The organism is Helicobacter sp. CLO-3 (assembly GCF_001854545.1).
Classification (GTDB): domain Bacteria; phylum Campylobacterota; class Campylobacteria; order Campylobacterales; family Helicobacteraceae; genus Helicobacter_B.
Genome location: NZ_MLQN01000017.1, coordinates 1 through 23,578 on the forward strand (window position 1 = coordinate 1; position 23,578 = coordinate 23,578).

General features: G+C 45.7%; 19 protein-coding genes. 9 read left to right on the forward strand and 10 right to left on the reverse strand.

Features of this window, described 5'->3' with window-relative positions; genetic code table 11:
- Positions 1-205: 205 nt before the first annotated feature.
- The 6 genes from BKN38_RS05600 to BKN38_RS11085 all read right to left on the reverse strand — a co-directional run bounded on the left by BKN38_RS05600 (position 206) and on the right by BKN38_RS11085 (position 5,525).
- Positions 206-550, reverse strand: coding sequence for a cupin domain-containing protein (locus tag BKN38_RS05600; RefSeq protein ID WP_066453804.1), 345 nt, complete (start codon positions 548-550; stop codon positions 206-208).
- A gap of 515 nt (positions 551-1,065) precedes the next feature.
- Positions 1,066-2,313 carry an exodeoxyribonuclease VII large subunit gene (gene xseA, locus BKN38_RS05605; RefSeq protein WP_066453703.1) on the reverse strand — a complete coding sequence of 416 codons (1,248 nt, stop codon included), beginning with the start codon at positions 2,311-2,313 and terminating at the stop codon, positions 1,066-1,068.
- 40 nt (positions 2,314-2,353) lie between these two features.
- A complete protein-coding gene (rseP, locus tag BKN38_RS05610; RefSeq protein WP_066453695.1) occupies positions 2,354-3,772 on the reverse strand; it encodes an RIP metalloprotease RseP in 1,419 nt (472 codons plus the stop codon).
- Positions 3,772-4,314: a CDP-diacylglycerol--glycerol-3-phosphate 3-phosphatidyltransferase gene (gene pgsA, locus BKN38_RS05615; RefSeq protein ID WP_066453693.1), complete on the reverse strand. Its 543-nt coding sequence runs from the start codon at positions 4,312-4,314 to the stop codon at positions 3,772-3,774. Before pgsA ends, rseP begins: the two co-directional genes overlap by 1 nt.
- 502 nt (positions 4,315-4,816) lie before the next feature.
- Positions 4,817-5,206, reverse strand: a complete 390-nt coding sequence (locus tag BKN38_RS05620) for a hypothetical protein (RefSeq protein ID WP_066453691.1) — start codon at positions 5,204-5,206, stop codon at positions 4,817-4,819.
- Complete coding sequence (locus BKN38_RS11085; protein ID WP_070957728.1) at positions 5,166-5,525, reverse strand: hypothetical protein; 360 nt, start codon at positions 5,523-5,525, stop codon at positions 5,166-5,168. Before BKN38_RS11085 ends, BKN38_RS05620 begins: the two co-directional genes overlap by 41 nt.
- Positions 5,526-5,598: 73 nt before the next feature.
- Between BKN38_RS11085 and BKN38_RS05630 the strand changes: the two genes are divergently transcribed.
- From BKN38_RS05630 to BKN38_RS05670, 9 genes are all read left to right on the forward strand, one after another.
- The gene (locus tag BKN38_RS05630; protein ID WP_066453680.1) at positions 5,599-6,483 is read left to right on the forward strand and encodes a hypothetical protein; all 885 of its coding nucleotides are present in this window, start codon (positions 5,599-5,601) and stop codon (positions 6,481-6,483) included.
- 210 nt (positions 6,484-6,693) lie between these two features.
- Complete coding sequence (gene hisC, locus BKN38_RS05635; protein ID WP_066453677.1) at positions 6,694-7,875, forward strand: histidinol-phosphate transaminase; 1,182 nt, start codon at positions 6,694-6,696, stop codon at positions 7,873-7,875.
- A gap of 77 nt (positions 7,876-7,952) precedes the next feature.
- Positions 7,953-9,641, forward strand: coding sequence for a flagellar basal-body MS-ring/collar protein FliF (gene fliF, locus BKN38_RS05640; RefSeq protein ID WP_066453674.1), 1,689 nt, complete (start codon positions 7,953-7,955; stop codon positions 9,639-9,641).
- A gap of 8 nt (positions 9,642-9,649) precedes the next feature.
- Entirely contained in the window at positions 9,650-10,684 is a 1,035-nt protein-coding gene (fliG, locus tag BKN38_RS05645) for a flagellar motor switch protein FliG (RefSeq protein ID WP_066453671.1), read from the forward strand.
- The gene (gene fliH / locus BKN38_RS05650) at positions 10,671-11,507 is read left to right on the forward strand and encodes a flagellar assembly protein FliH (protein WP_082942420.1); all 837 of its coding nucleotides are present in this window, start codon (positions 10,671-10,673) and stop codon (positions 11,505-11,507) included. Before fliG ends, fliH begins: the two co-directional genes overlap by 14 nt.
- 8 nt (positions 11,508-11,515) lie before the next feature.
- A complete protein-coding gene (gene dxs / locus BKN38_RS05655) occupies positions 11,516-13,408 on the forward strand; it encodes a 1-deoxy-D-xylulose-5-phosphate synthase (RefSeq protein ID WP_066453669.1) in 1,893 nt (630 codons plus the stop codon).
- A gap of 3 nt (positions 13,409-13,411) precedes the next feature.
- Complete coding sequence (locus BKN38_RS12290) at positions 13,412-14,191, forward strand: YkgJ family cysteine cluster protein (protein WP_066453667.1); 780 nt, start codon at positions 13,412-13,414, stop codon at positions 14,189-14,191.
- Between the two features lie 27 nt (positions 14,192-14,218).
- Positions 14,219-15,559, forward strand: a complete 1,341-nt coding sequence (locus BKN38_RS05665; RefSeq protein WP_066453666.1) for a lipopolysaccharide assembly protein LapB — start codon at positions 14,219-14,221, stop codon at positions 15,557-15,559.
- Positions 15,560-15,667: 108 nt separating this feature from the next.
- Entirely contained in the window at positions 15,668-16,753 is a 1,086-nt protein-coding gene (locus tag BKN38_RS05670; RefSeq protein WP_143000215.1) for a hypothetical protein, read from the forward strand.
- A 465-nt stretch (positions 16,754-17,218) separates the two neighbouring features.
- Here BKN38_RS05670 and BKN38_RS11900 read toward each other — a convergent pair whose 3' ends face one another.
- From BKN38_RS11900 to BKN38_RS10315, 4 genes are all read right to left on the reverse strand, one after another.
- Positions 17,219-20,281, reverse strand: a complete 3,063-nt coding sequence (locus BKN38_RS11900) for a BspA family leucine-rich repeat surface protein (protein ID WP_066453656.1) — start codon at positions 20,279-20,281, stop codon at positions 17,219-17,221.
- A gap of 18 nt (positions 20,282-20,299) precedes the next feature.
- The gene (locus BKN38_RS05685; protein WP_066453654.1) at positions 20,300-20,791 is read right to left on the reverse strand and encodes a BspA family leucine-rich repeat surface protein; all 492 of its coding nucleotides are present in this window, start codon (positions 20,789-20,791) and stop codon (positions 20,300-20,302) included.
- A gap of 10 nt (positions 20,792-20,801) precedes the next feature.
- Positions 20,802-22,232, reverse strand: coding sequence for a BspA family leucine-rich repeat surface protein (locus BKN38_RS05690; RefSeq protein WP_066453653.1), 1,431 nt, complete (start codon positions 22,230-22,232; stop codon positions 20,802-20,804).
- Positions 22,233-22,703: 471 nt separating this feature from the next.
- Entirely contained in the window at positions 22,704-23,447 is a 744-nt protein-coding gene (locus BKN38_RS10315) for a DUF2147 domain-containing protein (protein ID WP_158655919.1), read from the reverse strand.
- Positions 23,448-23,578: the final 131 nt, after the last annotated feature.

Sequence of the window (23,578 nt, forward strand, 5' to 3'; positions counted from 1 at the left end):
AAGAACTGCTTGCCTGCCCTTTATAAAACTCATCATCATAAAGCTCATGTATTTGTGCTTGCTGCATTTTTCACCTCTTTTTTGGATTTAGCTTGGGATTTTAGCATATTTTTTTATTTTTGCTTAGGTTTTAATCGCCAGAATCCACGCTTCGCTTTTTTATCTCATAGCGCCAAATACCAGTCTAAAATATCTGCCAAATGTGTTATTTCCCAAGCACTGCGTTTATGCGCTTGGTGTCATCGGCTTTGGCGAGGCTTAGGCGCAGGATAGAATCCGCCAGCCCTCCCAAAGAATGCGCCACATTAGCATCCAAGCACACCATATCAAGCGCGCCCATCTCCACGCGCTCCCCGCCCACTTCAAACCATATCCGCCCGCTAAGCACCTGCACGCTTATCGCAAATGGCGCCTTGTGCTCTTTCATAAGCGCATCTTTTGGCATGATGATTTGTATCTCTTTGGACGCGGCGTTTTGCGCGAGCTCTTGTATCTGCACCTTTTGGCTGGCAAACGCCTCACTGCTTGCATTCCAAGAGATCACCTCCAAAGGCTTGTGCGCGGTGTATTGCATTAAGAATCCTTTATGATTTGGTGTAAATTTAGCGTAATTTTGGCTATTTGCTTTTGCGCTTTAGATTTAGCAAAATTTGGCATATTTTGCACGAGGCAAATGCTCCAAAACTCGCGCGCATTATAGCCCAATTTACGCACGCAAAATTATCATAGGATTATGATTTGCGCGAAAGATAAAAAAGAGGGCGCAAGAAAAAATGGGGAGAAAAGGGGGAAAAACAAGAAAAAGAGGGCAAGGGCAAGAAAAATGACAAAGAAAAAAGGGTAGGCAAGAAAATAAAAAAAGGGCGAGAGAAAAGATAAGAAGAAAGAAAAATATGCGCGTTTAGATTCTGCCAAAAACCACCAAACATATAACCAAAGCCCGCCAAGCGCGCCAGAATCTTAGAATCTTAGAATCTTAGAATCTTAGAATCTTAGAATCTTAGAATCTTAGAATCTTAGAATCTTAGAATCTTAGAATCTTAGAATCTTAGAAAATTCCACAAACTACAACAACTTCGCCCTCGCCTCGCTTTTGCCATCGCATAGCTCAAACTCCGCGTCTTTTGGCAGCGCATTTAGCGGCGTGGGCTTACCATTATAGAGAATCTGCGCGTAGCCATTTTGGATATTGCGCGAGGGATTTAGCGCGGCTAGCTCTTGGCTAAGTGCGTGCAGCGTGAGCGCTCTAGCGCGCAGACTCGCATCTAAACTCAAGCGCGCGCGCATCATATCGCACGCCTCTTTTTTGCGCGCCCACGCATTATAAAAGCTAGAATCCAGCAGCTCCCTATACTGCGCGATTTGCTCGCTAGAAGTCTTTAGCCTCGCACTATAGCTGATGCTTTGATAAAGCCTCGATAGATTCTCCACCTCCGCACTCGCCCTACTCATCACGCGCGCAAAAGCCCTGTCAAACTCGACCAGCGACTCATCGATTTTCAAAAGCCACTCTTTAGAATCTGGCAAAATCATCTCCATGCAAGCCGAAGGCGTGGGCGCGCGCATATCCGCGACAAAATCGCTTATCACAAAATCCACCTCATGCCCTACTGCCGAGATGATAGGCGTGCGCGCGTGAAATATCGCATCCGCCACGCACTCTTCATTAAACGCCCAGAGATCCTCCATGCTCCCCCCGCCCCTGCCGATGACGATGATGTCAAACGCCTCATCACTGCCAAAAAAGCTATCCGCATACGCGATATTGCGCGCGATGGCATGCTTTGCCTGCTCGCCCTGCACGAGCGTATCAATCGCTATAAGCTTAGTTAGATTCCAACGCGCACCAGCCACGCGGCGCATATCTTGCAGCGCAGCGCCTGTGAGTGAAGTGAGAAGTGCGATTTTGCGCGGGAATTTGGGAAGTGGCTTTTTGCGCTCTTGTGAAAAATAGCCTTTGGAATCTAGGCGCTTTTTTAGCTCATCAAAGCGCTCCATAAGCGCGCCCTGCCCGCCTTGACTCATGCTCTGGCACATTATCTGATACTCGCCGCGCGGCGCATACACGCTAAGCGCGCCGCTCACTTGCACTTGCATGCCATTTTTGGGCGCAAAATCCAGCCGCCGCGCATTGCCCTTAAACATCACGCAGCGAATCGTGCTATCGGCATCTTTGAGACTAAAATACAAATGCCCGCTGGCTTGATGATGCGTAAAATTGCTTATCTCGCCCTCCACGCACACCTCGACAAAGCTCGCCTCCATGAGCGCTTTTATCTGCGTGTTTAGCGCGCTTACGCTTAGTGGTTTCATAGCATGCTCCTAGTGTTTAGCGCACTCGCATTTGGTGGCTTCATGGCGCGCTCCTAGCGATGATACGCAGGATGTCATTGTGGATGCCAAGCAGCATGAGCGCTATCAAAAGCGAGAATCCAAAAAGGCTTAGCCCATACGCCACGCGCTCATTTATGGGTCTCCTAAACACCGCTTCATACAGCACGAAAAGTATCTGCCCACCATCAAGCGCTGGGATAGGCAGGAGGTTTAGCACGCCTAGATTTACAGAGATTAGTGCTAGAAGCATGAGAAATGAGATGAGATCACTTGAGCTTTTGTCGCTGTTTGGCGCAATGTCTGACATCACATCGACAATCCCCACCACGCCACCTATCTGATCGAGCGGCACGATGCCAAGGATGAGTTGTTCCACGCCTTGATAGATGAGTTTCGCAGAATCTAGCGACTCATCAAGCGCCCATTTTAGCGACTCTAGCGCGCCAAGCTCTAGCGTGCCTACCTCGCCTTTTGCCTTGATACCAATCATCGCGCGATAAATCTGCTCGCCAAAAATGTTTTGCGAGGTGGAAATCTCGGGCGTGATAGTGAGGTGCAAAATGGTGTAATCGGCGGGGGCGGCTGGGGTTTGTGTGGCCTGTGTGGTGGGGGTGGTTTGGGCTTGGGTGGTTTGGGTTGTGCGCGCGGTGGCGGGATTTGTGGTTTTAGCAGAATCTAAATTGCTGGATTCTGCCAAACTAGATTCTGCAATTTTAGATTCTGCGTGGCTTGTGGAGTTTGCAGAATCTGGGTTTGTAGTGCTTGCGTGGTTTGCGCTATTTGCGCGCTTTATGGTTAGCGTTATGGTTTTTGGCGCTTGAGTAGCAGAATCTAGCAAAGCAGAATCTATCGCTTTAAATTCTGGCATGCCAGATTCTCGCGCGCCCGCGATATCATTATCGCTAGCCTTGCTTTTTGGCGCGGTGGTTTGTGGCGCAGAATCCGCGATGATTTGGCTTAGCTTATCCCATGTTTTTATCGGCGCATTATCCACCGCCAAAACAACATCGCCCGCGAGCACGCCAGCTTTTTGTGCGGGGCTGTTTGGCGCGACTTCGCCGATAACTGGCAAAAGCGTCTTTGCCCCAGCAAGCCCCACGACAAAATACAGCAAAAACGCGAGCAAAAAGTTAAACGCCACGCCAGCTAGCAAAATGATGATTTTTGCAAGCGGGCTTTTGGAGGTGTAGCTATCGGGCGCGTTGTCGGATTCTAGCGGGTTTATGTCGCTCTGCCCTTTTAGCTTAACATAGCCGCCAAGGGGGATTAGCGAGATGGCGTATTGCGTGTCGCCGATAGTTTTTTTGAAAATCTTGTAGCCAAAGCCGATGCTAAAAACTTCCACGCGCACGCCAAACGCCCGCGCCGCGCAAAAATGCCCCAGCTCATGAAAAAATATCAAAAAGCAAAGCGCCAAAAATGCTTCAAAAATTCCCATTAGCGCAGACTTTTATAATATTTCAAGCTGTAATCCACGCCAGAATAAAGCGTGATAAAAGTCGCCGCCCATAGCAAAAATGTCCCGCCCGGGAAAAAATCCGCCAGCAAAAACGCGATAGCAGCGATTTGCACGCCGGTTTTGTATTTGCCAAGATAGCTTGCGGCGATCGATTTGCCAGAGCTAGCCACGACGACGCGAAGCCCGGTGATAAAAAACTCGCGGCTAAGGATGATAAACACCGCCCACGCATTCGCCCTACCCACAAGCAAAAGCCCGATAAATGCGCTAAGGATTAGCATTTTGTCCGCCAGCGGGTCAAACACCTCGCCAAACACGGATTCTACGCCAAAATTGCGCGCGATGTAGCCATCGAAAAAATCCGTCAAAGACGCGATACAAAAAATCAGACAAGCAAAATAATTCACCCAGCTAGGATGCACCCACGCAGGCAAAAACAGCTCGCTATGCAGCAAAAACACAAGCAGCAAAATCGCTAGGATTATCCTGCTGATGGTTAGAATATTGGGAAGTTTATTCATAACAATGCCTAGAATCTAAGAAATATAAATGCCCTAAAAATGCGGATTTTGGATTCTCTATTTTTGCAAATCGCAGAATCTAAATCGCAAAATCTAAACAATCACAAAAATCCAAAAATCGCGGAATCCAAATCGCAAAATCCTTTGGCTAATCCGCGCTAGCTTTGCGCCTGATAGCAAAATGCTAGAATACCAAAGCCGCGCAAATCCTAAAATCTAGCGCGGGATTTATGCGCCAAATCCGCTAGATTTGCCGCTAGATTCTAATTTGCCCAGCGTCAGCTTTGCCCCGCGCCAGCTTTAGATTCTAGCGCGGGATTTGCTAGAATCTAGCGCCTGCCTTTAAATCTTGGCGCATAAATCTTTAAATCTTTGGGCGCGCCAAAAATCAAAATAACCAAAACTACACAAAATAACCAAAAACAAAAACAACCTCAAAATAAGTAAAAACCAAATCAAAGCGAGGCCAAAGCCAAATGAGGCTAAAAACGCTAAAAAACGCCTAAGATTTGCCGCCTTTATCCTCTTCTAGATCGCTAAACCTTATATCGCTATCCATCGCCAGCTCGCCCGCCATTTGCGCGAATGAGCCCATGTCTTTTTTGAGATCATCGATGACATCTTGGCTGATTTCATTGCTGATTTCACTCGTAAGCTCGCTTGCCATCTGCACCAGCGAGCCGGCTTCTTTACGCAAATCATTGATGATGTCTTGGCTGATAAAGCCAGAGAGCTTTTTTAGCCGCTTGTATGTCTGCGGGGCGACATGGGGGCGGATTTTTTGCAGCTGCGTTTCGCTGATGTTTGGCAGTGTTTTTAGCAGCTGTTTTAGCTGTTTTTTGGGGATGCCGCTATGCTTTTTGTGCTTGGCATGTTTGCGTGAGCTTTTCATTATCTTCCTTTGTGCGTGCGTTTGCGTGATGCGTCGTGCGAAGCGTCGATGCCCGCTTGTCTCCGATAAATCGCGCTAGAATAAGCGTAGCATTATAACAAAAAAAGATAATATTTTGAAAATTTTGCATCTTGCTTGCATCATAAGAACATATCGCAAAATCCGCGCCAGAATCCACAGAATCCACAGAATCCACAGAATCCACAGAATCCACAGAATCCACAGAATCCACAGAATCCAAAAGCGCAAATCTCACAATCAGCGCCAAAATAGCAAAATCCGCGCCAAAATCACGCGCGCCATATCGGCAAAATTGCAAAAATTGTTAGGGTTTAGCTTTGATTAAGTTTGAGTAATGCTATAATGCGCGCAAAATTAGGTAAGGATGAAATATGCGATCGCTTAAATATTTGGCTGTATGCGTGGTGACACTTCTTGTGTTTGCGGGAGGCGCGGTGTTTATGCGCTTTGCTGCGGATGTGCATGATTTGCTTGGCAAAAATCCCTCATATTATGAGCTGGCGGTTGATACAAGCACGATTGTGCCTTATAAGCAGTATTCTAGCCTCGTATCAGTGATGCTAGAAAAAGACATCTCCGCGCAAAGCGTCAATGACAAAAAAATCCTAGAATCTATGATAGCTAGCATCGCCGAGCGCGTGGCAAAGGCGAGTGACAAAGATGAAAAAAGCGGGCTACTCTGCGCTGATGGCGGGCTGTCGCTGATAGAGATGCCAAAGAATGGCGCAAATTTGCCAAATGGGAATCTATCAAATGGGAATCTGGCAAATGAAAATCTAGCAAGCAGGAATCTATCAAATGGAAGTCTAGCAAATGAGGGCATCATCGTCATCAAAGGCGCTTTTCGATGCACGATAAATGAGGCAAATATCGAGCAGTATAATGAGCTGCTAAAAGATCTCGACTATATCGCGCTAAAAAGCGATATAGCAAAGCTTGCCCTTTCATCTTTGCAGCCAATCATCTCTTTTGAACAAAAGCAAGAGGCGCTGCAAAGCATGCGCGATGCGCTTTTCTCTCAAGCGGATTCTGCGGTGGAGCAGTATAAAAAACGCTCCAACAAAAAATGCTGGCTCAACACCATGGCGGAAAATAGCCTAGATAGCTTTATACGCGAGGATGCGATGCAGACAAATCCGACAAATATCATACCAAACTCTAGGCTTTTCAATAGCTCTTATACCAAAGTCCAGCTACCGCCAAACACGAGCACGAGGATAAGCCATAGCGCGCGCATATCGATAGTGTGTAAATAATTTTGTGGAGAATCCAAACAAGCACAAACAAGCGCAAACAAACCCAAAACAAAGCAGAATCTAGATTCTGCCAAACTTTTGGTTTTTTAGATTTTAATTTTTGGGCTTTTGATTTTTCAAGCTTTTGAGTTTTTCAAAATTTTGACAGAATCCAAAAGCCAAAAATTTCAAACACATATTTTCAAACACATATTTTAAAGGAAAGGCAAAATGCAGTTTAACAAAGAGCTTCAAAATATCGCAACTTATGAGGCGGGCAAGCCTATAGAAGAAGTGGTGCGAAAGTTTGGGCTAAAAGAAAGCGATGTTATTAAGCTAGCTAGCAATGAAAATCCCTATGGCACCTCGCCGCGCGTGGTAGAATCTATCAAGGCAAACGCGCACAAAGCAGCGCTTTATCCAGATGATTCTATGTTTGCTTTGAAAGCTGGGCTAGAGAAGCATTTTGGCGTGCCACAAAAGCAGTGTATCATCGGCTCTGGGAGCGATCAGATTATCGAGCTTTGCATCCATGCCAAAGCAAATGCGTCTAGCGCTGTTTTGATGGCGGGCGTGACATTTGCGATGTATGAGATTTATGCTAAACAAGTGGGCGCGAAAATCATCCGCACGCCTAGCAACGACCACAAAATCGAGGAATTTTTGGCATGCTTTAAAGAGCACAAGCCAAGCATTATTTTTCTCTGCGTGCCAAACAACCCGCTAGGCGAATGCCTAAAACGCGATGAGGTGTATAGCTTTTTGGAATATGTGGAGAAAGAAAGCGGCGGAGAGACGCTAGTGGTGATAGATGGCACGTATCAGGAGTTTGCCGCGTTTAAAGATAGCGCTAGATACATAGAGCCAAAAGATGTCATCACTAGGTTTAAAAATGTCGCCTATCTTGGCACTTTTTCTAAGGCGTATGGGCTAGGCGGTATGCGCGTGGGCTATGGGTTTGGGAGCGAGGAAATCATAAGCGCGCTTTATAAACTCCGCGCACCTTTTAATATCACGACACTAAGCCTAGCTGCGGCGTGCGCAGCACTTGAAGATATGGAGTTTGTCCGCCACACGATAGAGCAAAACTTCATCCAAATGCGCCGATACGAGCAATTTGCAGAATCTAAAAATATAGCCTACATCCCTTCTTTTACCAATTTCATCACTTTGGTGCTGGATGAGAGCACAGAAAATACGCCAAAAAATATACAAGACGCCAAAAATACATCAAAAAAAGTGGCAGAATTGTTGGATTCTAGCGCGGTTTGTGATAAGCTTTTGCGACAAGGCGTCATCATCCGCAATCTTGCTTCATACAAAATGAATGCGATGCGTATCACTATCGGCACAGAGGCGCAAAATACGAGGGTTTTGGGCTTGCTAGAATCTATTTTTGGAAGCGAGATTTAAGCGGCAATGACAAAGAGATTACAAGCAAGTTTAAGCATCATGCCAAAGCCAAACATAAAAACTAGGGGATAAAATTAGTGGATACCAAAACGATTTTTGAGCATATCACCAAAATCTACAACAAGCTAACAGGCAAGCAAAAGATTGTCATCACGGCGACTGTTGTCATTATCATTGCGTTTTTTGTGTTTTTGCTGGCATTTTCTAATAAACAAGTGCAAAGCTCTTATGGCGTGCTCTTTGATGGCATGGATTCTAGCGATAGCGCGCTCGTAGTAGAATATCTCAAAGCCAACCAAATCCCTTATAGAATCCAGCGCGACAATGTCATCGAAATCCCCGCTGATAGAGTGCCAGAAGAGCGCATCGCCCTTGCCGCACAAGGCATCCCCAAAACCTCAAAAGTAGGCTTTGAGCTTTTTGATGTGAATAATATCGCAGAGACGGATTTCACCCAGCAAGTGAAGTTTTTGCGCGCGACAGAGGGCGAGCTCACGCGCACGATAGAAGCGCTAGAGCCAATCTATAAAGCAAACATACAAATCGCAAACCCAAAAGAAAGCCTTTTTGTCTCTACTAGCGTGCCACCTACCGCAGCGGTGATGGTGCAGCTAAAGCCCGGCAGTGTGCTCTCATCATTTCAAATCACTGGGATAAAAAACCTAGTCTCTGCCGCTATCCCGCGCCTCACTCCAGATAATGTAAAAATAGTCGATGGCAATGGTATGCCTTTGGGCGAAGAAAATGATCTTGTGGGCGCAAATGAAGTGCTAAAGCAGCGCCAAGCATTCGTGCATAAAGAAGAGCAGAAAAAAGCCGATGCTATCGTGCGCTTGCTGACCCCTCGCGCTGGTGGGTCAAACAAAGTCGTAGCTATCGTAAATATGCAATATGACTTCAGCAAAAAAGAATCAGTAAAGCAAACTTTTGACCCTTCACAAGTGCTACCTAGATCACAACGAGACTATGAAAAAGAAAAAAATGGGCCACCAGATCAGCGAGTGGGCGGAATCCCGGGCGCGATTAGCAATGTAGGACCTACGCAGAATCTAGATTCTGAAGGCAATATGATACATGAGCGTGAAACAGAAAGTGTCGTAAATAATGAAATAGGCAATGAAACCACCAAAACCATCTTTGATGTAGGCAAGCCTATGCGCCTAACCGCTTCTGTGCTAGTAAATGGCGAGCATAGAGTAGTCACTAGAGATGATGGGCAAGAGGTGCTAGAATATGTGCCTTTCACGCCAGAAGAGATAACAAAGCTAGAGAATCTAGTAAAAAATGCGATAGGATTTGATGAGTCGCGCGGGGATTCTGTGACGGTATCAGACTGGGATTTTTCAAAATCCGAGCAAGTCAAAGCACCGCAGACTTTTGTCGAAAAAGCCACGCATTTTATGATGCAATATGTGCCATTGCTGAAATATGTGCTAATCGCGCTAGTCATATTTATCTTTTACAAAAAAATCATCGCACCATTTGCAGAGCGTATGCTTGAAGTGCAAGATGCAGATGAAGACAAAGTCGAGTCACTCTTTGAAATCGATGATGAAGATGATGGGGCGAATTCTAGATTTGGCGAGTTGCGTAAGCGCGTGGAAGAGCAGCTTGGCATCAGTGGCGGTGGATTTAGCGAGGATGAGGTTAAATACGAAGTGTTGCTAGAAAAAATCAAAGCAGTAATGCAAGAAAAACCAGAAGAAATCGCCTCGCTTTTCCAAAAACTCATCCATGATGAAATCGGTATAGAAAAATCTAGCTAGGAGAGAGCATGAGCTTACAACTAAATCAACGCCAGCGCGCACAATATGATGAACTCTCTATGTCAGAGAAAATCGCTATTTTGCTTATCCAAGTGGGCGAGGAGCTAACTAGCGAGATTTTCAAAAATCTAGATATAGAAGGCATCACAGAAATATCCAAACAAATCATGCAGCTAAAAGGCACAGACAAGGCTATCGGTGGGGCAGTGCTAGAGGAATTCTACGCCATACTGCAATCAAACCAATACATCAATAGCGGCGGTCTTGATTATGCGAGAGATTTGCTTACCAAAGCACTTGGACCAGAAGAGGCGAAGCGGATTCTGGATAAGCTTGCGAAAACTATGCAATCTGCCAAAAACTTTGCCTATCTTTCCAAAATCCGCCCACAGCAGCTTGCAGACTTTATCGTCAATGAGCACCCACAAACTATCGCTTTGATTCTAGCGCATATGGATGCGAGCAGCGCGGCAGAGACGCTGGGGCATTTTAGCGATGATAATATGCGCGCAGAGATAGCGATTCGTATGGCAAACTTGGGCGACATCTCGCCAAATGTGGTAAAACGCGTCTCAACCGTGCTAGAAAACAAACTAGAATCACTCACCAGCTACAAAGTCGAGGTGGGCGGACCGCGCGCAGTTGCTGAAATGTTTAACCGCTTGGGACAAAAGGCTGCCAAATCCACGCTTTCTTATATCGAGCAAATCGATGAGCAGCTGGCTAATGAAATCAAAGAGATGATGTTTACCTTTGAAGATATTGTCAATCTTGATAAAAACGCGATTCGCGAGATTCTCAAAGTCGCTGACAAAAAAGATCTCACTATGGCGCTAAAAGCGGCAAATGACTCATTGAAGCAAAAATTCCTAGACCAGATGTCTACTCGTGCTAGCGAGCAGTTTATCGAGGAAATGCAGTTTTTGGGCGCTGTGCGTATGCGCGATGTCGAAGCCGCCCAGCGCAAAATCGTAGAAGCCGTGCAAACGCTTTCAGAACAAGGACTAATCCAAGTTGGCGAAGAGGAGGATGTCGTTGAGTAATTTTGATGAAGATAATCTAATCGCCAGAAGCAGCATAGAAAAACACAGAATCAGCAAATATGAATTCCGCCCCATAGTCGCTGATAGCAGCGATGCAAAAGGCGCGCCCAAAGATTCTGCGCCCGCAGAATCCAAAATCGATATGCCAATAAGCGATAATAGCGCGCTAGGCGCTGGCACGCTAAATGCTGGCATCAGCGCAAATGACACCATAGAAAAAGAGCTTATCGAAAAGCTTTTGCAAAAAACAGACGAACTCTCTAGCTCGCTAGCAAAGCTACAAATCCAGTTTGAAAAGCAGCAGCTAGAAATGGAAGAGCGCATAAACACCGCGCGCAATGACGCATATAAAGATGGCTTGCGAGAGGGCGAGGAGAAAACGCGCGCCGCGCTAGAATCTGATGTGCAAAAAGAAAAAACCGCGCTCATAGATTCTGCGATAAATCTAGGCAAAGTGATGAAAGATTCTGAAACACATCTGCGCGAGCTAGAAAAAGAGCTAAGCGCTATTGCTGTAGATATCGCGCGCGAAGTCATCGCCAAAGAAGTCGAAAAAGACAGCGCTGCTATCGCTACCGCACTTGCTAAAGAACTACTAGGCTCTATCGCTGATCACACCGATGTGCATTTGCGCGTAAATAACCTAGACTATCCAAGCGTGCAAGAAGCGCTCAAAGACTATCCCAAAATCAAAATAGAAGCCGATAGCGCAGTGACAAAGGGTGGCGTCATCATCGCCAATGGTGGGGGGATCATCGATGGCAGCATATCAAACCGCTACAAAACCCTAAAGCAAAGCGTTTTAGACAATCTTTTGGACTAAGGTGCTAGATGTTCCCGCAAAAGCCTATCGCTGAAATGGATATTGCCGAGCTAGAATCGCTATGCGCGCAGATTCGCGCGCGGATTCTAGAGGTGGTAAGCAGCAATGGCGGGCATCTTAGCTCCACGCTTGGCGCAGTAGAGCTAATCGTTGCGATGCATTATGTGTTTGATTATCATACAAATCCCTTTATCTTTGATGTCTCGCACCAAGCCTACGCGCACAAACTCCTAACCGGGCGCTATGATGATTTTGCGAGTTTGCGAAAGTTTGGCGGGATAAGCGGATTCTGCAAGCCTAGCGAGTCGGATGCGGATTATTTCATCGCGGGGCATAGCTCCACTTCTATATCGCTTGGCGTGGGTGCTGCAAAAGCTATCAAGCTAAGGGGTGAAAATGGTATGCCTATCGTGCTTATCGGCGATGGCAGTATGAGTGCGGGGCTTGTGTATGAGGCGCTAAATGAGCTAGGCGATCGCAAATATCCAATGCTTATAATTTTGAATGATAATGAAATGAGTATCGCAAAGCCAATCGGCGCGATAAGCAAGCATCTCTCACAAATCATCTCTCACCCCATGTATCAATCCATCCGCAACTTCACTAAGCGCTGGCTTGGGAAAATGCCAGATTCTGCGACTTATATCGCCAAACGCTTTGAAGAATCGCTAAAGCTTATCACACCCGGAATCTTGTTTGAAGAAATGGGTATCGACTATATGGGTCCTGTGGATGGGCATAGTCTAGAGGAGCTTATTTTTTGCTTCAAGCGCGCGCGCGAGATGGAGCGCCCCATCATCGTGCATACGCAAACCACCAAGGGCAAAGGCTACAAAATCGCCGAAGGTCCTTATGAAAAATGGCATGGCGTGAGTCCATTTGACCTAGAAACCGGCATCGCGCTAAAAGCGCCCAGCACCACGCCAGCCCCCACGCAAATATATGCTGACACTTTGCAAAATCTTGCTGAAAATGATCCCAAAATCGTTGGTATCACCGCTGCGATGCCCGGTGGCGTGGGGCTTGGCAAGCTTATTGATTTGTATCCAGATAGATTCTGGGATGTTGGGATTGCCGAGCAGCATTGCGTGACTTCTATGGCAGCGATGGCAAAAGAGGGCTTCATCCCATTTGTCAGCATTTACTCGACATTTTTGCAGCGCGCATTTGATCAGATCATCCATGATGTGGCTATTATGCGCCTACCGGTGCGCTTTAGCATCGATAGAGCGGGGATCGTGGGCGAAGATGGCGAGACGCATCAAGGGCTTTTTGACATCGCGTATTTGCAGATGATCCCGGGATTTGTGCTGTTTGCTCCGCGTGATAATGCCACGCTAGAAAAGGCGATACGCTTCGCGCATAAATTTGATAGCGCGCCTTGTGCGTATCGCTACCCGCGTGGGCTATTTTGCCTGGATGAGGGCGTGTATGAGGCGAGCGAGTTTGCGCTAGGAGAGTGCGAGGTGCTAGAATCTGGGCGCGAGATACTACTCATCGGCTATGGCAATGGCGTGGGGCGCGCGCATTTGGTAAATGCAGAGCTAAAAAGACTGGGCTTTGCGCCGACACTTTTAGATTTGCGCTTTTGCAAGCCTTTGCCAAACGCGCTAGAATCCGCTCTTCGCGCGCATAGCATTAGCTTTGTGTTTAGCGATAGCTACAAAGAAGGCGGCGTGGGGCATGCGATTTTGGGTCTCATGAGTGAGCGGGGGATCGCCAAGCCTAGCTATAGCCTAGAGATAGAGGATGCGTTTGTGCCACATGGCGATGTGGCGAGCATCGAGCGCGCTATGGGGCTAGATACGCAAGGGCTGCTAAAGCGCATCATCTCGCTGCTTGATAGGCATAGCATTTCTGCAAAATCTAGCGATTTAGTAGAATCTAAAAAAGGGCAATAATTTATGCAAGATTTGCGCGCTGTTTGTGATGTGGCTTTGGATTCTGGCGATTCTTTGGATTCTGATTCTGGCGATTCTTTGGCTTTGGATTCTGCCTCTTTAGATTCTGCGGATTCTGCAAATGCCAGCGCGATGATTTACAAAAGCGGCTTTAGCTTTGGCTTTGATCCAAGCGCGTGCGAGTCGTGCGGCGGTAAATGCTGCGTGGGCGAGAGCGGCTATATTTTTGTAAGCATCAATGAAGCCAAAGAAATAGCCGCGCTTTTGCAGATGCCTTTTGACGCCTTCGCGCTGCGCTTCCTCAAAAAAGTAGGCTATCGCTTCTCGCTTATCGAAAAGCCCTATGAAAGCGGCATGGCTTGCGTGTTTTTTGATACCAGGCAGAAAAACTGCGCTATTTATGAGAAGCGCCCAAAGCAGTGTCGCGAGTTTCCCTTTTGGGATTCTATGCGCGATGAGGTGCGCTCACAAAGCGATTTGCAAAGCCTTTGTGTAGAGTGCATGGGTGTAAGCGTGGGCGCAGATGCTGGCACGCGTGTAAAAATGGGTGCAGATGCCGGCGCAAAATGCCAAAAATCACAAAACGCGAAATCTAAAATAATAGAATCTAACAGCGTAAATTTTCAAAATACAGAATCTAAAAGCGCGGAATCCAAAAAGCCAGAATCTAAAAAGCCAGAATCTAAAAAATCGCGCCCCAAAAATGCAGATTCTGCAAATTTAGATTCCAAAATCCAAAATTTTGGCGATTTATCAAAAAGCAGTTCTGCGCCAAAATACTAAAGCGAGCATTATCAATTGGAATATCAAATGACTACCAAACAAACACTACAACCAGCGACAAAACACCCAAACCCTAGAATCTCGCGCGCTTTTTTTGCGCTTTTTTTTAGCGCACTTTTCGCGCTTTTTTTCGCCACGATTTTGCATGCTGATAGTAGCGAGGATTCTGCGCTGCTTATGGGCGCAGATAGCCTTTATCACAATGATTTTAATGAGTCATTCGATCATTTTTTACTACTTTTTGATGAGACCAAAGAGCCTTATTACGCCAAGCTTGCCGCGCAAGCCGCTATTGGCAAAGGCGATTTGGAAAGTGCATTTCGCCTAGCACTGCTATATGTAGAGCTAAGTGGCGAAAATGATGATGTCGTGATAAATAAGATTCTAGCGGATGCCTACGCGCAAAATGGCAACCTTGCCAATGCGATAAAAGCGCTGCAAAAAGTGTATAAGCTAGAGCATACGCCGCAAGTTGGCGAGGTGCTCGGCAATATGTATATGCTGCAAAAATCGCCCAAAAAAGCGCAAGAAATCTACCAAGAAATCTATGATGAGACGAAAAATGTCGAGATCCTAAAAAAGCTGGTGTTTGCCTACGCGATGCAAGATGCCAACCAAAAAGCACTCGATCTACTCTCCAAGCATTTGCTAGAATATGGCTGCGAGGAGCCGTTTTGCCAAGAGAGTTTGAAGGTGTATGCGGATTTGCAGGGCTTAGATAAGGCAAAGGCGGTGTTTGAAAAAATCTATGTCAAAAACCCAACCATCCCCAATGCCACGAATTTCATCCGCGTGCTAGTCGCGCTCAAAAACTTCCAAGAAGCGCAAGGCGTGGCGCAGTCGTTTCCTTTTGATAAGGGGCTGGTGCTTGATTTGTATGTGATGCAGGGCGATTATGAAAAAGCGCGCACGCAAGCCGCGCAAATCTACAAAGAGAGCAAAGATCCGCGATTTTTGGCGCTTGAAGCGGTGTATGAGTTTGGCAATAGCAAGCAGATCCCGCGCGAGCGCGCGCAAAAAATCGCCACCAAGCTAGAAAAAGCGATAAAAGAGCGCAAAAGCGAGCTAAGTGCCAGCGGGCAGAAGCCAAACACGCAGGATGCGTTTTTTTATAATTTTTGCGGATATTTGATGATTGATTATGATTTGGGGCTGAAAAAGGGCGTGGAGTATGTCAAAGAGGCGCTAGACATCGAGCCTGACTCGCTGGCGTATCTGGACTCGCTGGCGTGGGGGTATTATAAACTTGGGGATTGTGAGAGCGCGCTGAAGGTGTTTGCGCTCATCCCACAAAACAAAATCAATGATGATGAGCTGCGCGCGCATGCGCGACAAATAGGCGGCGTGTGTGGGAAAAGGCAAAAATAAAAGCGGGAATGGTGGCGCTAGAATCAATGGGTTTTTTGGCAAAAAAGCCTTGCTGATATTTTTGTGCGCGGAGCGGGGCTAATGTGGCTTGCTAAAAAATGGGCTTTTGTGAAAAGGTTTTTTGCTCCTTTTGCCAAATCAAAAAAGTCGCGCGCGCAAAATGAAATACAAAATTTGGCACAGAATCCAAAGCAAAATCTAGAGCAAAATCCCGCGCAACACGCGGTGCAAGATTCTAAACTAGAATCCGCTAAAACCCAAACGCCAAAATCCGAACTAGAATTTGAAGCAGAATCTAAAGCAGAATCCAAGCTAGATTCCACCCAAGCGCCAGCACCAAAACTCGCGCAAGATTCTGCGCCAAACATTGCGCCAAACCACACCAGCAATGAACACTTCATCCAAGCGATAAAATCCAGAATCGAGCGCGAAAAATCGCTATTCCCCTATGAAATGCTAGGGCGCAGCCTTTCTTACAACCCCTACCCGCCGCGCTTCAAAGAGCTTTTCCCAGCATTAGAATCCGCGCGCGCGATATGCGTGAAGGGCTTTGATTTTGCCAAGCTAGAGCAGATAGTCGCGCAGGAAGCGGATATCATCGTGCTTGATTTGGCGCGCGGGGCGGATGGCGCGCCTAGTGGCGAGGGGCTTGAGTGCGTGGGATATCTGCGCCACTACACCGGCGCGCTCATCGTGCTGCGCGATTGTTTTGTGGATGCGTATCAGGTGCTGCAGGCGGTGGCGTATGGCGCGGATGGCGTGATTTTGGATTCTAGGGGTGCGGGGCTTAAGGAGTGCGTGGCGCGCGCGTTTAGCTTGGGGCTGATGGCGTTTGTCGAGGTGCGCGATGCCAGAGATGTCAAAAATGGCGTGCTTGCTAAGGCGGAGGGCTTCTATCTGCCGGGCGATGTTTTTGATGAGCTTTGCAGCATCGTGCCAAAGCGCAAGTGCATCTGCACGGATTTGGATTCTAGGCTAGAATCTGGTTTGGATGCTAGTTTTGATGCTGGCTCTGGTTTGGATTCTGGCAAATCTAGCGAGTTGGATTCTAGCTCTAGTTTGAGTTTTGGCGCACTGGATTCTAGTTTGGATTCTAGCAAGGCGGATTTAGATTCTCATGCGCTGGATTCTCGCTTGAGCCTAGAATCTAAAGCAGATTTTGCATTTGTATCAATCGCGCTAGAATCTAGATAGATTCTAGCTTTTTTGATAGATTAAAACTTAGAGCAGATTAGATTCTCGTTTGGATTTAGCACGCTGGATTCTCGTTTGGATTTTGGCAAGTCTAGCGAGCTGATGATTTGGATTCTGAGTTAGCGTCCGCTTTGGATTCTAGCTTTAATCGCAAAATCCACGCGACACAAATTACCACAGCACCCAGTGACACACAGACGCAAAAAACACCCAGCGCACAAATGCAAGCGCGCAAAACACAACCAGCCTACACAAATTACAAATTTGCACCACAACAGCAAAACCCCGCGCAAAAGCACAATTGCCAAATTGCCAGCGGATTCTACTGGCAATTTGCTAGCGATTCAGCGCCAATCTGCTAGCGATTCAGCTGCCAATTTGCGCGCATTAGCAAATCTATCACTGATTGCCATACTTTCACTTATGCCGCGTTTCTAGGCTTTTGCTACCACTTCTTTCTTGCTACTACTCGCCATCATCAGAATCGGGCTTAAACCACCTAGGCAGCTGCTTCATCCCACTATTTTCAAACATTTCGCGCATATCCGCATCTTTTTGCACTTGCCAAGCATCAAGATTCTGGTTGAAAGAGCTTGCGTCTTCAAACATCCTCCGCATATTCTCGACATTGCTTACATTCCATTTATCAAGTGGCTGGCTGAAAGCTTTTGCTTCAAAAAACATAGAATCCATATCCCTAACATTACTCACATCCCATTTATCTAGCGGCTGGTTGAAAGAGCTTGCGCCAGAAAACATCCCACACATATCCTTAACCTTGCTTACATCCCATGAGTTTAGCGGCTCATTGAAAGAGCTTGCGTTTATAAACATCATATACATAATTTCTACATTACTCACATCCCAGCTCTCAATCCCGCTAAAGTCCTTGCGCCAACTATCCATAAAAAGCCCGCTCATATCAGTAATGTGGCTCGTGTCGATATCGCCTAGATAAATGCTCTCATCACACACCATATCAGCAAGCTCCTCTCTAGAAAGTGGCGTATATTTGCCATTTGCACCCTTGCGCGGTTTGGGGAATCCAAGCCATGATGGATACTCGCTCATGCCACTTCCGATAAACATTTGTTTTTTCCCCGATGTTGCCAAACCGCGATTCATTTCGAGAAATATGCAGTTCTTTTTTATATCTTTTGCTACACGCCAAGAATCAAGATTTTGATTAAAAGCTTTTGCGCCATTAAACATACCGCTCATATCCTCCACATTGCTTACATCCCAAGAATCTAGCGGCTGATTGAAAGATTTTGCATCAGAAAATATAGAATCCATATACCTAACATTACTCACATCCCAAGAATCTATCGGATGGTTGAAAAACTCCGCACCACAAAACATCTCACTCATGTTTGTAACATTGCTAACATCCCAGCTTTCTATCCCGCTAAAATCCTTGCGCCTACTCCCACTAAAAAGATAGCTCATATCAGTGATGTGGCTTGTGTCGATATCGCCTAGATAGATACTTTTATCTTTCACAAGTTTGTCAAGCTTCTCTATTGTCTTTGGTATATATTTTTTCATTTGCTCGCCATTTTTAGATTCTAGCCATTTGGGAAGTGCACTCATCCCGCTATTTTCAAACATTTCGTCCGTATTTACATCCTCTTTGACTTGCCAAGAGTCAAGATTTTGGCTAAACGACTTCGCACCCCAAAACATATACTCCATACTTTCCACATTACTCACATTCCAAGAATCTAGCAGTTGATTGAAGGATTTTGCACCAGAAAACATATTGTTCATATCTTTGACATTACCCACATCCCATGAGTTTAGCGGCTCATTGAAAGATTTCGCACCTTGAAACATATTACTCATATTTTCCACTTTACTCACATCCCAGCACTCTATCCCATCAAAATCCGCGCGCTTGCTAAACTGAAAAAGCGCGCTCATATCAGCGATAGCGCTCGTATCAATATCGCCTAGAGAGACATCATCATACACCAGATACGCAAGCTCATCTCGCGAAGTCGGCTTGTATCTGCCATCTGCACCCCTGCGCGGTTTGGAGAATCCAAGCCATTTGGGATACTCGCTCATGCCACTTTCGATAAACATTCTTTCTTTTTTGACATCTTTTGCCACGCGCCAAGATTCTAGGCTTTGGTCAAAAGACTTTGCACGCGCAAACATCCCGCTCATATCTTTTACATTACCCACATCCCAAGATTCTAGCGGTTGGTTGAAAGAAGTTGTATTTGCAAACATCTCGCTCATAGTTTCGACACTACTCACATCCCATTTGCCTAAAGGTTGATTGAAGGCTTTTGCGCCAGCAAACATTTCGCGCATGTTTTTCACATTACTCACATCCCAAGAATTTAGCGGCTGGTCGAAAGATACTGTGTAAGAAAACATATAGCTCATATCGCGCACATTGCTCACATCCCATGATTCTAGCGGCTCATTGAAAGATTTTGTGCCTTGAAACATATTACTCATATTTTCCACTTTACTCACATCCCAAGAATCCAGCGGTTGGTTAAAAGATTTCGCACCAGAAAACATATAGCTCATATCTTTAACCCTGCTCACATTCCAAGAATCTAAGGGCTGGTTGAAAGATTTTGCCCTGTAAAACATCCTCCTCATATCACGCACATGGCTCACATCCCAAGAGTTAATGGGGTGGTTGAAATATCTAGCATTGAAAAATAGAGAATCCATAGTTTTGACCCTGCTTACATCCCAAGTCTCAATCCCGCCAAAATCCTCGCGCCTGCTCCCGCTAAAAAGCGAGCTCATATCAGTAATGTGGCTCGTGTCGATATCGCCTAGATACACACTTTCATCATTTGCTAGATAGCAAAGCTCCTCATTTGCCTTTGGCGTGTATTTACCATTTGCGCCCTTTTGTGGTTTGGAAAATCCAAGCCAGCTAGGATGCTGACGCAAAGCACTTCCTACAAACATTTTTTTCTTATTGGTATTTTTTGCCACACTCCAAGATTCTAGATTTTGGTTGAAAGATTTCGCGCCATAAAACATTTTAGTCATATTTTTGGCATTACTCACATCCCAAGATTCTAGCGGCTGGTTGAAGGAGGTCGCGCCACAAAACATATCAGTCATATACCTAACATTACTTACATCCCAAGAATCTAGTGGCTGGTTGAAAGAAGTCGCATCTTCAAACATCCCGCCCATATTTGTGACATTGCTCACATCCCATGATTCTATATTGTGGTTGAAAAACTCCGCGCCAGAAAACATCTCGCTCATAGTTTCGACATTACTAGTATCCCAAGTCTCTATCCCACTAAAGTCCTTACGCGTGCTAGCAAGAAATAGCCAGCTCATATCTGTAATGCGGCTCGTGTCGATGTCGCCCAAATATACATTTTCATCATCTACGAGATTTTTAAGCTCGCCTGTTGTCTTTGGTGTGTATTTGTAGGTTTTTGCGTTTTGCGCTGTGATTTTTACCGCATTTTCACTTGCATTTTTGCTCGCACTTTTCATCATCCGCTCCTTTGTGTTTTCATTTGCATTTTTCATCATCTGCTCCTTTGTGTTTTAGGCTTCAATCCATTTGGGATACTCGCTCACGCCGCTTCTGACAAACACAGAATGCCTGCTCGCATCTTTCCTAATATCCCAAGAATGCAGTGGCTGGCTAAATGCTGTCGCGCCCCAAAACATCCCAACAATGCTTTCCGCGCTACTCACATCCCAAGAATCCAGCGGCTGGTTGAAAGAAATCGCATCTTTAAACATCCAGCTCATATCCTTGACGCTGCTCGTATCCCAAGAACCTATCGGATGGTTGAAAAACTCCGCGCTAGCAAACATCCCGCTCATGTTCGTGACACTGCTAGTATCCCAAGTCTCTATCCCGCTAAAGTCCTTGCGCTCGCTACCCTGAAAAAGCCAGCTCATATCAGTGATAGCGCTCGTGTCGATATCGCCTAGATAGATGCTTTCATCCTGCGCAAGCTTTGCAAGATCCTCATTTGTCTTTGGCGTGTATTTGTGGGGTTTTGTTGTGTTTTTATGTGTATTTTTCATTTTTGCTCCTTTATTTATTTTCAGATTCTAGCCATTTAGGCAGTCGCGTCATACCGCTATTTTCAAACATTTTCTCCATATTCGCACCCTCTTTGACCTGCCAAGAATCTAGATTTTGGTTAAAGGCTTTTGCGTTAGAAAACATACCCCAAAAATAGCTCGCCCTCCCCACATCCCAAGATTCTAGATTCTGGTTAAAAGTTTTCGCACCTGCAAACATACAGCTAAAATCCTCCACATTACTCACATCCCAAGAATCTAGCGGCTGATTAAAAGAATCCGCAGAAAGCATAGAATGCATACTTTTTACACTACTGACATCCCAAGAGTTTAGTGGCTGGTCGAAAGAAACCGCATACAAAAACATATGCTGCATATATTTCACCTTACCCACATTCCAAGAATCTAGCGGTTGATTAAACGCCTTTGCCGCATAAAACATCTCGCTCATATCGCGCACCTTACTCACATTCCAAGAGTTTAGTGGCTGGTTGAAAGAGACTGCCTCTTCAAACACACCGCGCATATTTTTCACATTTCCCACATCCCAAGTCTCAATGGGATGGTTGAAATACCTCGCGTTTGAAAATAGAGAATCCATATTTTTGACATTACTCACATCCCAGCACTCTATCCCGCTAAAATCCTCACGCACACTATCCATAAAAACCTCGCTCATATCAGTAATAGCGCTCGTGTCGATATCGCCTAGATATACGCTCTCATCATTTGCTAGGTGGCAAAGCTCATCATTGGTGCGCGGAGTGTATTTTGTGCGCGAGGTGTATTTTGCGTGTGTGGTATATTTACCTCCGCCTTTTGCTTTGCGGATTCCAAACCATTTGGGATATTCGCTCATGCCACTTCCAACAAACATTTTTTCTTGTCGGCATTTTTTTGATACGCGCCAAGAGTCGAGATTTTGGTCAAAAGTTTTCGCGCTCAAAAACATCTTTTCCATTCCTTTTACTTTACGCACATTCCATTTATCTAGCGGCTGGTTAAAAGATAGCGCGCGCAAAAACATCCCATCCATACCCTCCACGCTACTCACATCCCACGAGTTTAGCGGCTGGTTGAAGGATTTCGCATTTTTAAACATCCCGCCCATATATTTGACCTTGCTTACATCCCATGATTCTATATTGTGGTTGAAAAATTTCGCAGCCCAAAACATCCGCCACATACTTTTGACATTACTCACATCCCAGCGCTCTATCCCGCTGAAATCCTTGCGCGTGCTAGCAAGAAAAAGCCAGCTCATATCAGTGATAGCGCTCGTGTCAATATCGCCTAGATAAATGCTCTCATCTTTCACTAGCTTTTCAAGCTCGTCTTTTGTCTTTGGCGTGTATTTGTGGGGTTTTGTCGTGTTTTTGTTTGCTCCTTTTGCTGTGGTTTTCTTGGTGTTTTTGTGCGCGTTTTTGCCTGTGCTTTTCATTTTTGCTCCTTGCAAGTAAAATATGGCGCAAATCATACCAAGCTAAATGGATATTATTATGTCTTGTTTGTAAAATTTGTCTATGCGCTAAAATGCCAAGATTAAAATAGGATAAATTAAGACAAATTAGGATTAGATGAAGCGCTAGATTCTGACTAGAATCTACAAAACCGCGCTAGAATCTTGCGCGCGCAAAAATCTAGAGAAAGCAAATCCCAAAAAGCCAGAATCCAAAAATCCCAAAAAAGAAAAATCCAAAGAAGACAAGCCAAAAGAAAAGGGTAAAAAAACAAAAGAAGAGGAGAACAAAAAACGAAGGGGCAAAAAAGTGGCAAAAAGAAAAAGGGGGATGAAAAAAAGGGGAGGGCGAGAAAAAAGAGGACAAAAAAGAAAATAACAAAAATCAGCCAAAAATCACCAGCAAAAAGTGACAAGCAAAGCCAGCAAAAGCGCCCAAAGTCTAGCGCTATTTTATCTCACAAGCGTTTTTAGCGCTGTTTCATTATCGAGTTTTTGCAGTCCTAGAGCGCTTGCTTGCTCATCGCTTAGCCGCTCCCACACGAAGCTCTTGCCAAGTATATGCATAGAATCCAGCGCAAAGCTTAGCTCCAAATCCCCGCTATCCAAAATCTTGCCCTTGGTGTAGTAAGTCGAGCCATTTTGGAAATTGTAAGAGAATCCATCGCGCAGATTCATGCCAAGGATTTTTAGATCTTTGAGAAATATCGTGCCTTTGTCAGAGCGCTCGCGCAGGGATTTTATGGGGTTGTGCGGATCTTTGCCAGCGGGGCTTTTGTCGAGATTCTCCACGCCATAGGCGAAAATCCTCCCCTCATGCACCAGCACATACACATACCCGCCTTTGAATATCAAAAAATTTGGCACTTTGTAGAATCCACTTAGGCAGCCTGTCGCGCTTGGCTGTGTGCTTAGGCAGGATTTGACATCGCCTTGCATGCGTTGCGCGCCCAAATCCTGCACGCCCAAATCCCGCGTGTTTGTGTTTAGCGCGCCTATGCTTTGCGTATCGATGTTTGCTAGTTTTTTGGATTCTGCTGGCAGGCTTGATAGCAAAATGCCCGATACAAAAACACTAGCGCAAAACGCGCCCGCCGCCCTACTCCCAAGCAAATCCAAAAACCTACTCCCAAACGCATCCAAACAAACGCGACGAAACCGCGCGCGCCAAAGCATTTGACAAAAATTTTTCATCATATATAATCGCATCAAATCCTCAAAACCCAGAAATAAAACGCGCGATTATAGCATATTATTCTAACACGCCAAGCCCCTTTGTGCGCCAAAATCCACAAATGCCAAATCTTTTCAACCACAAAGCCCCAAAA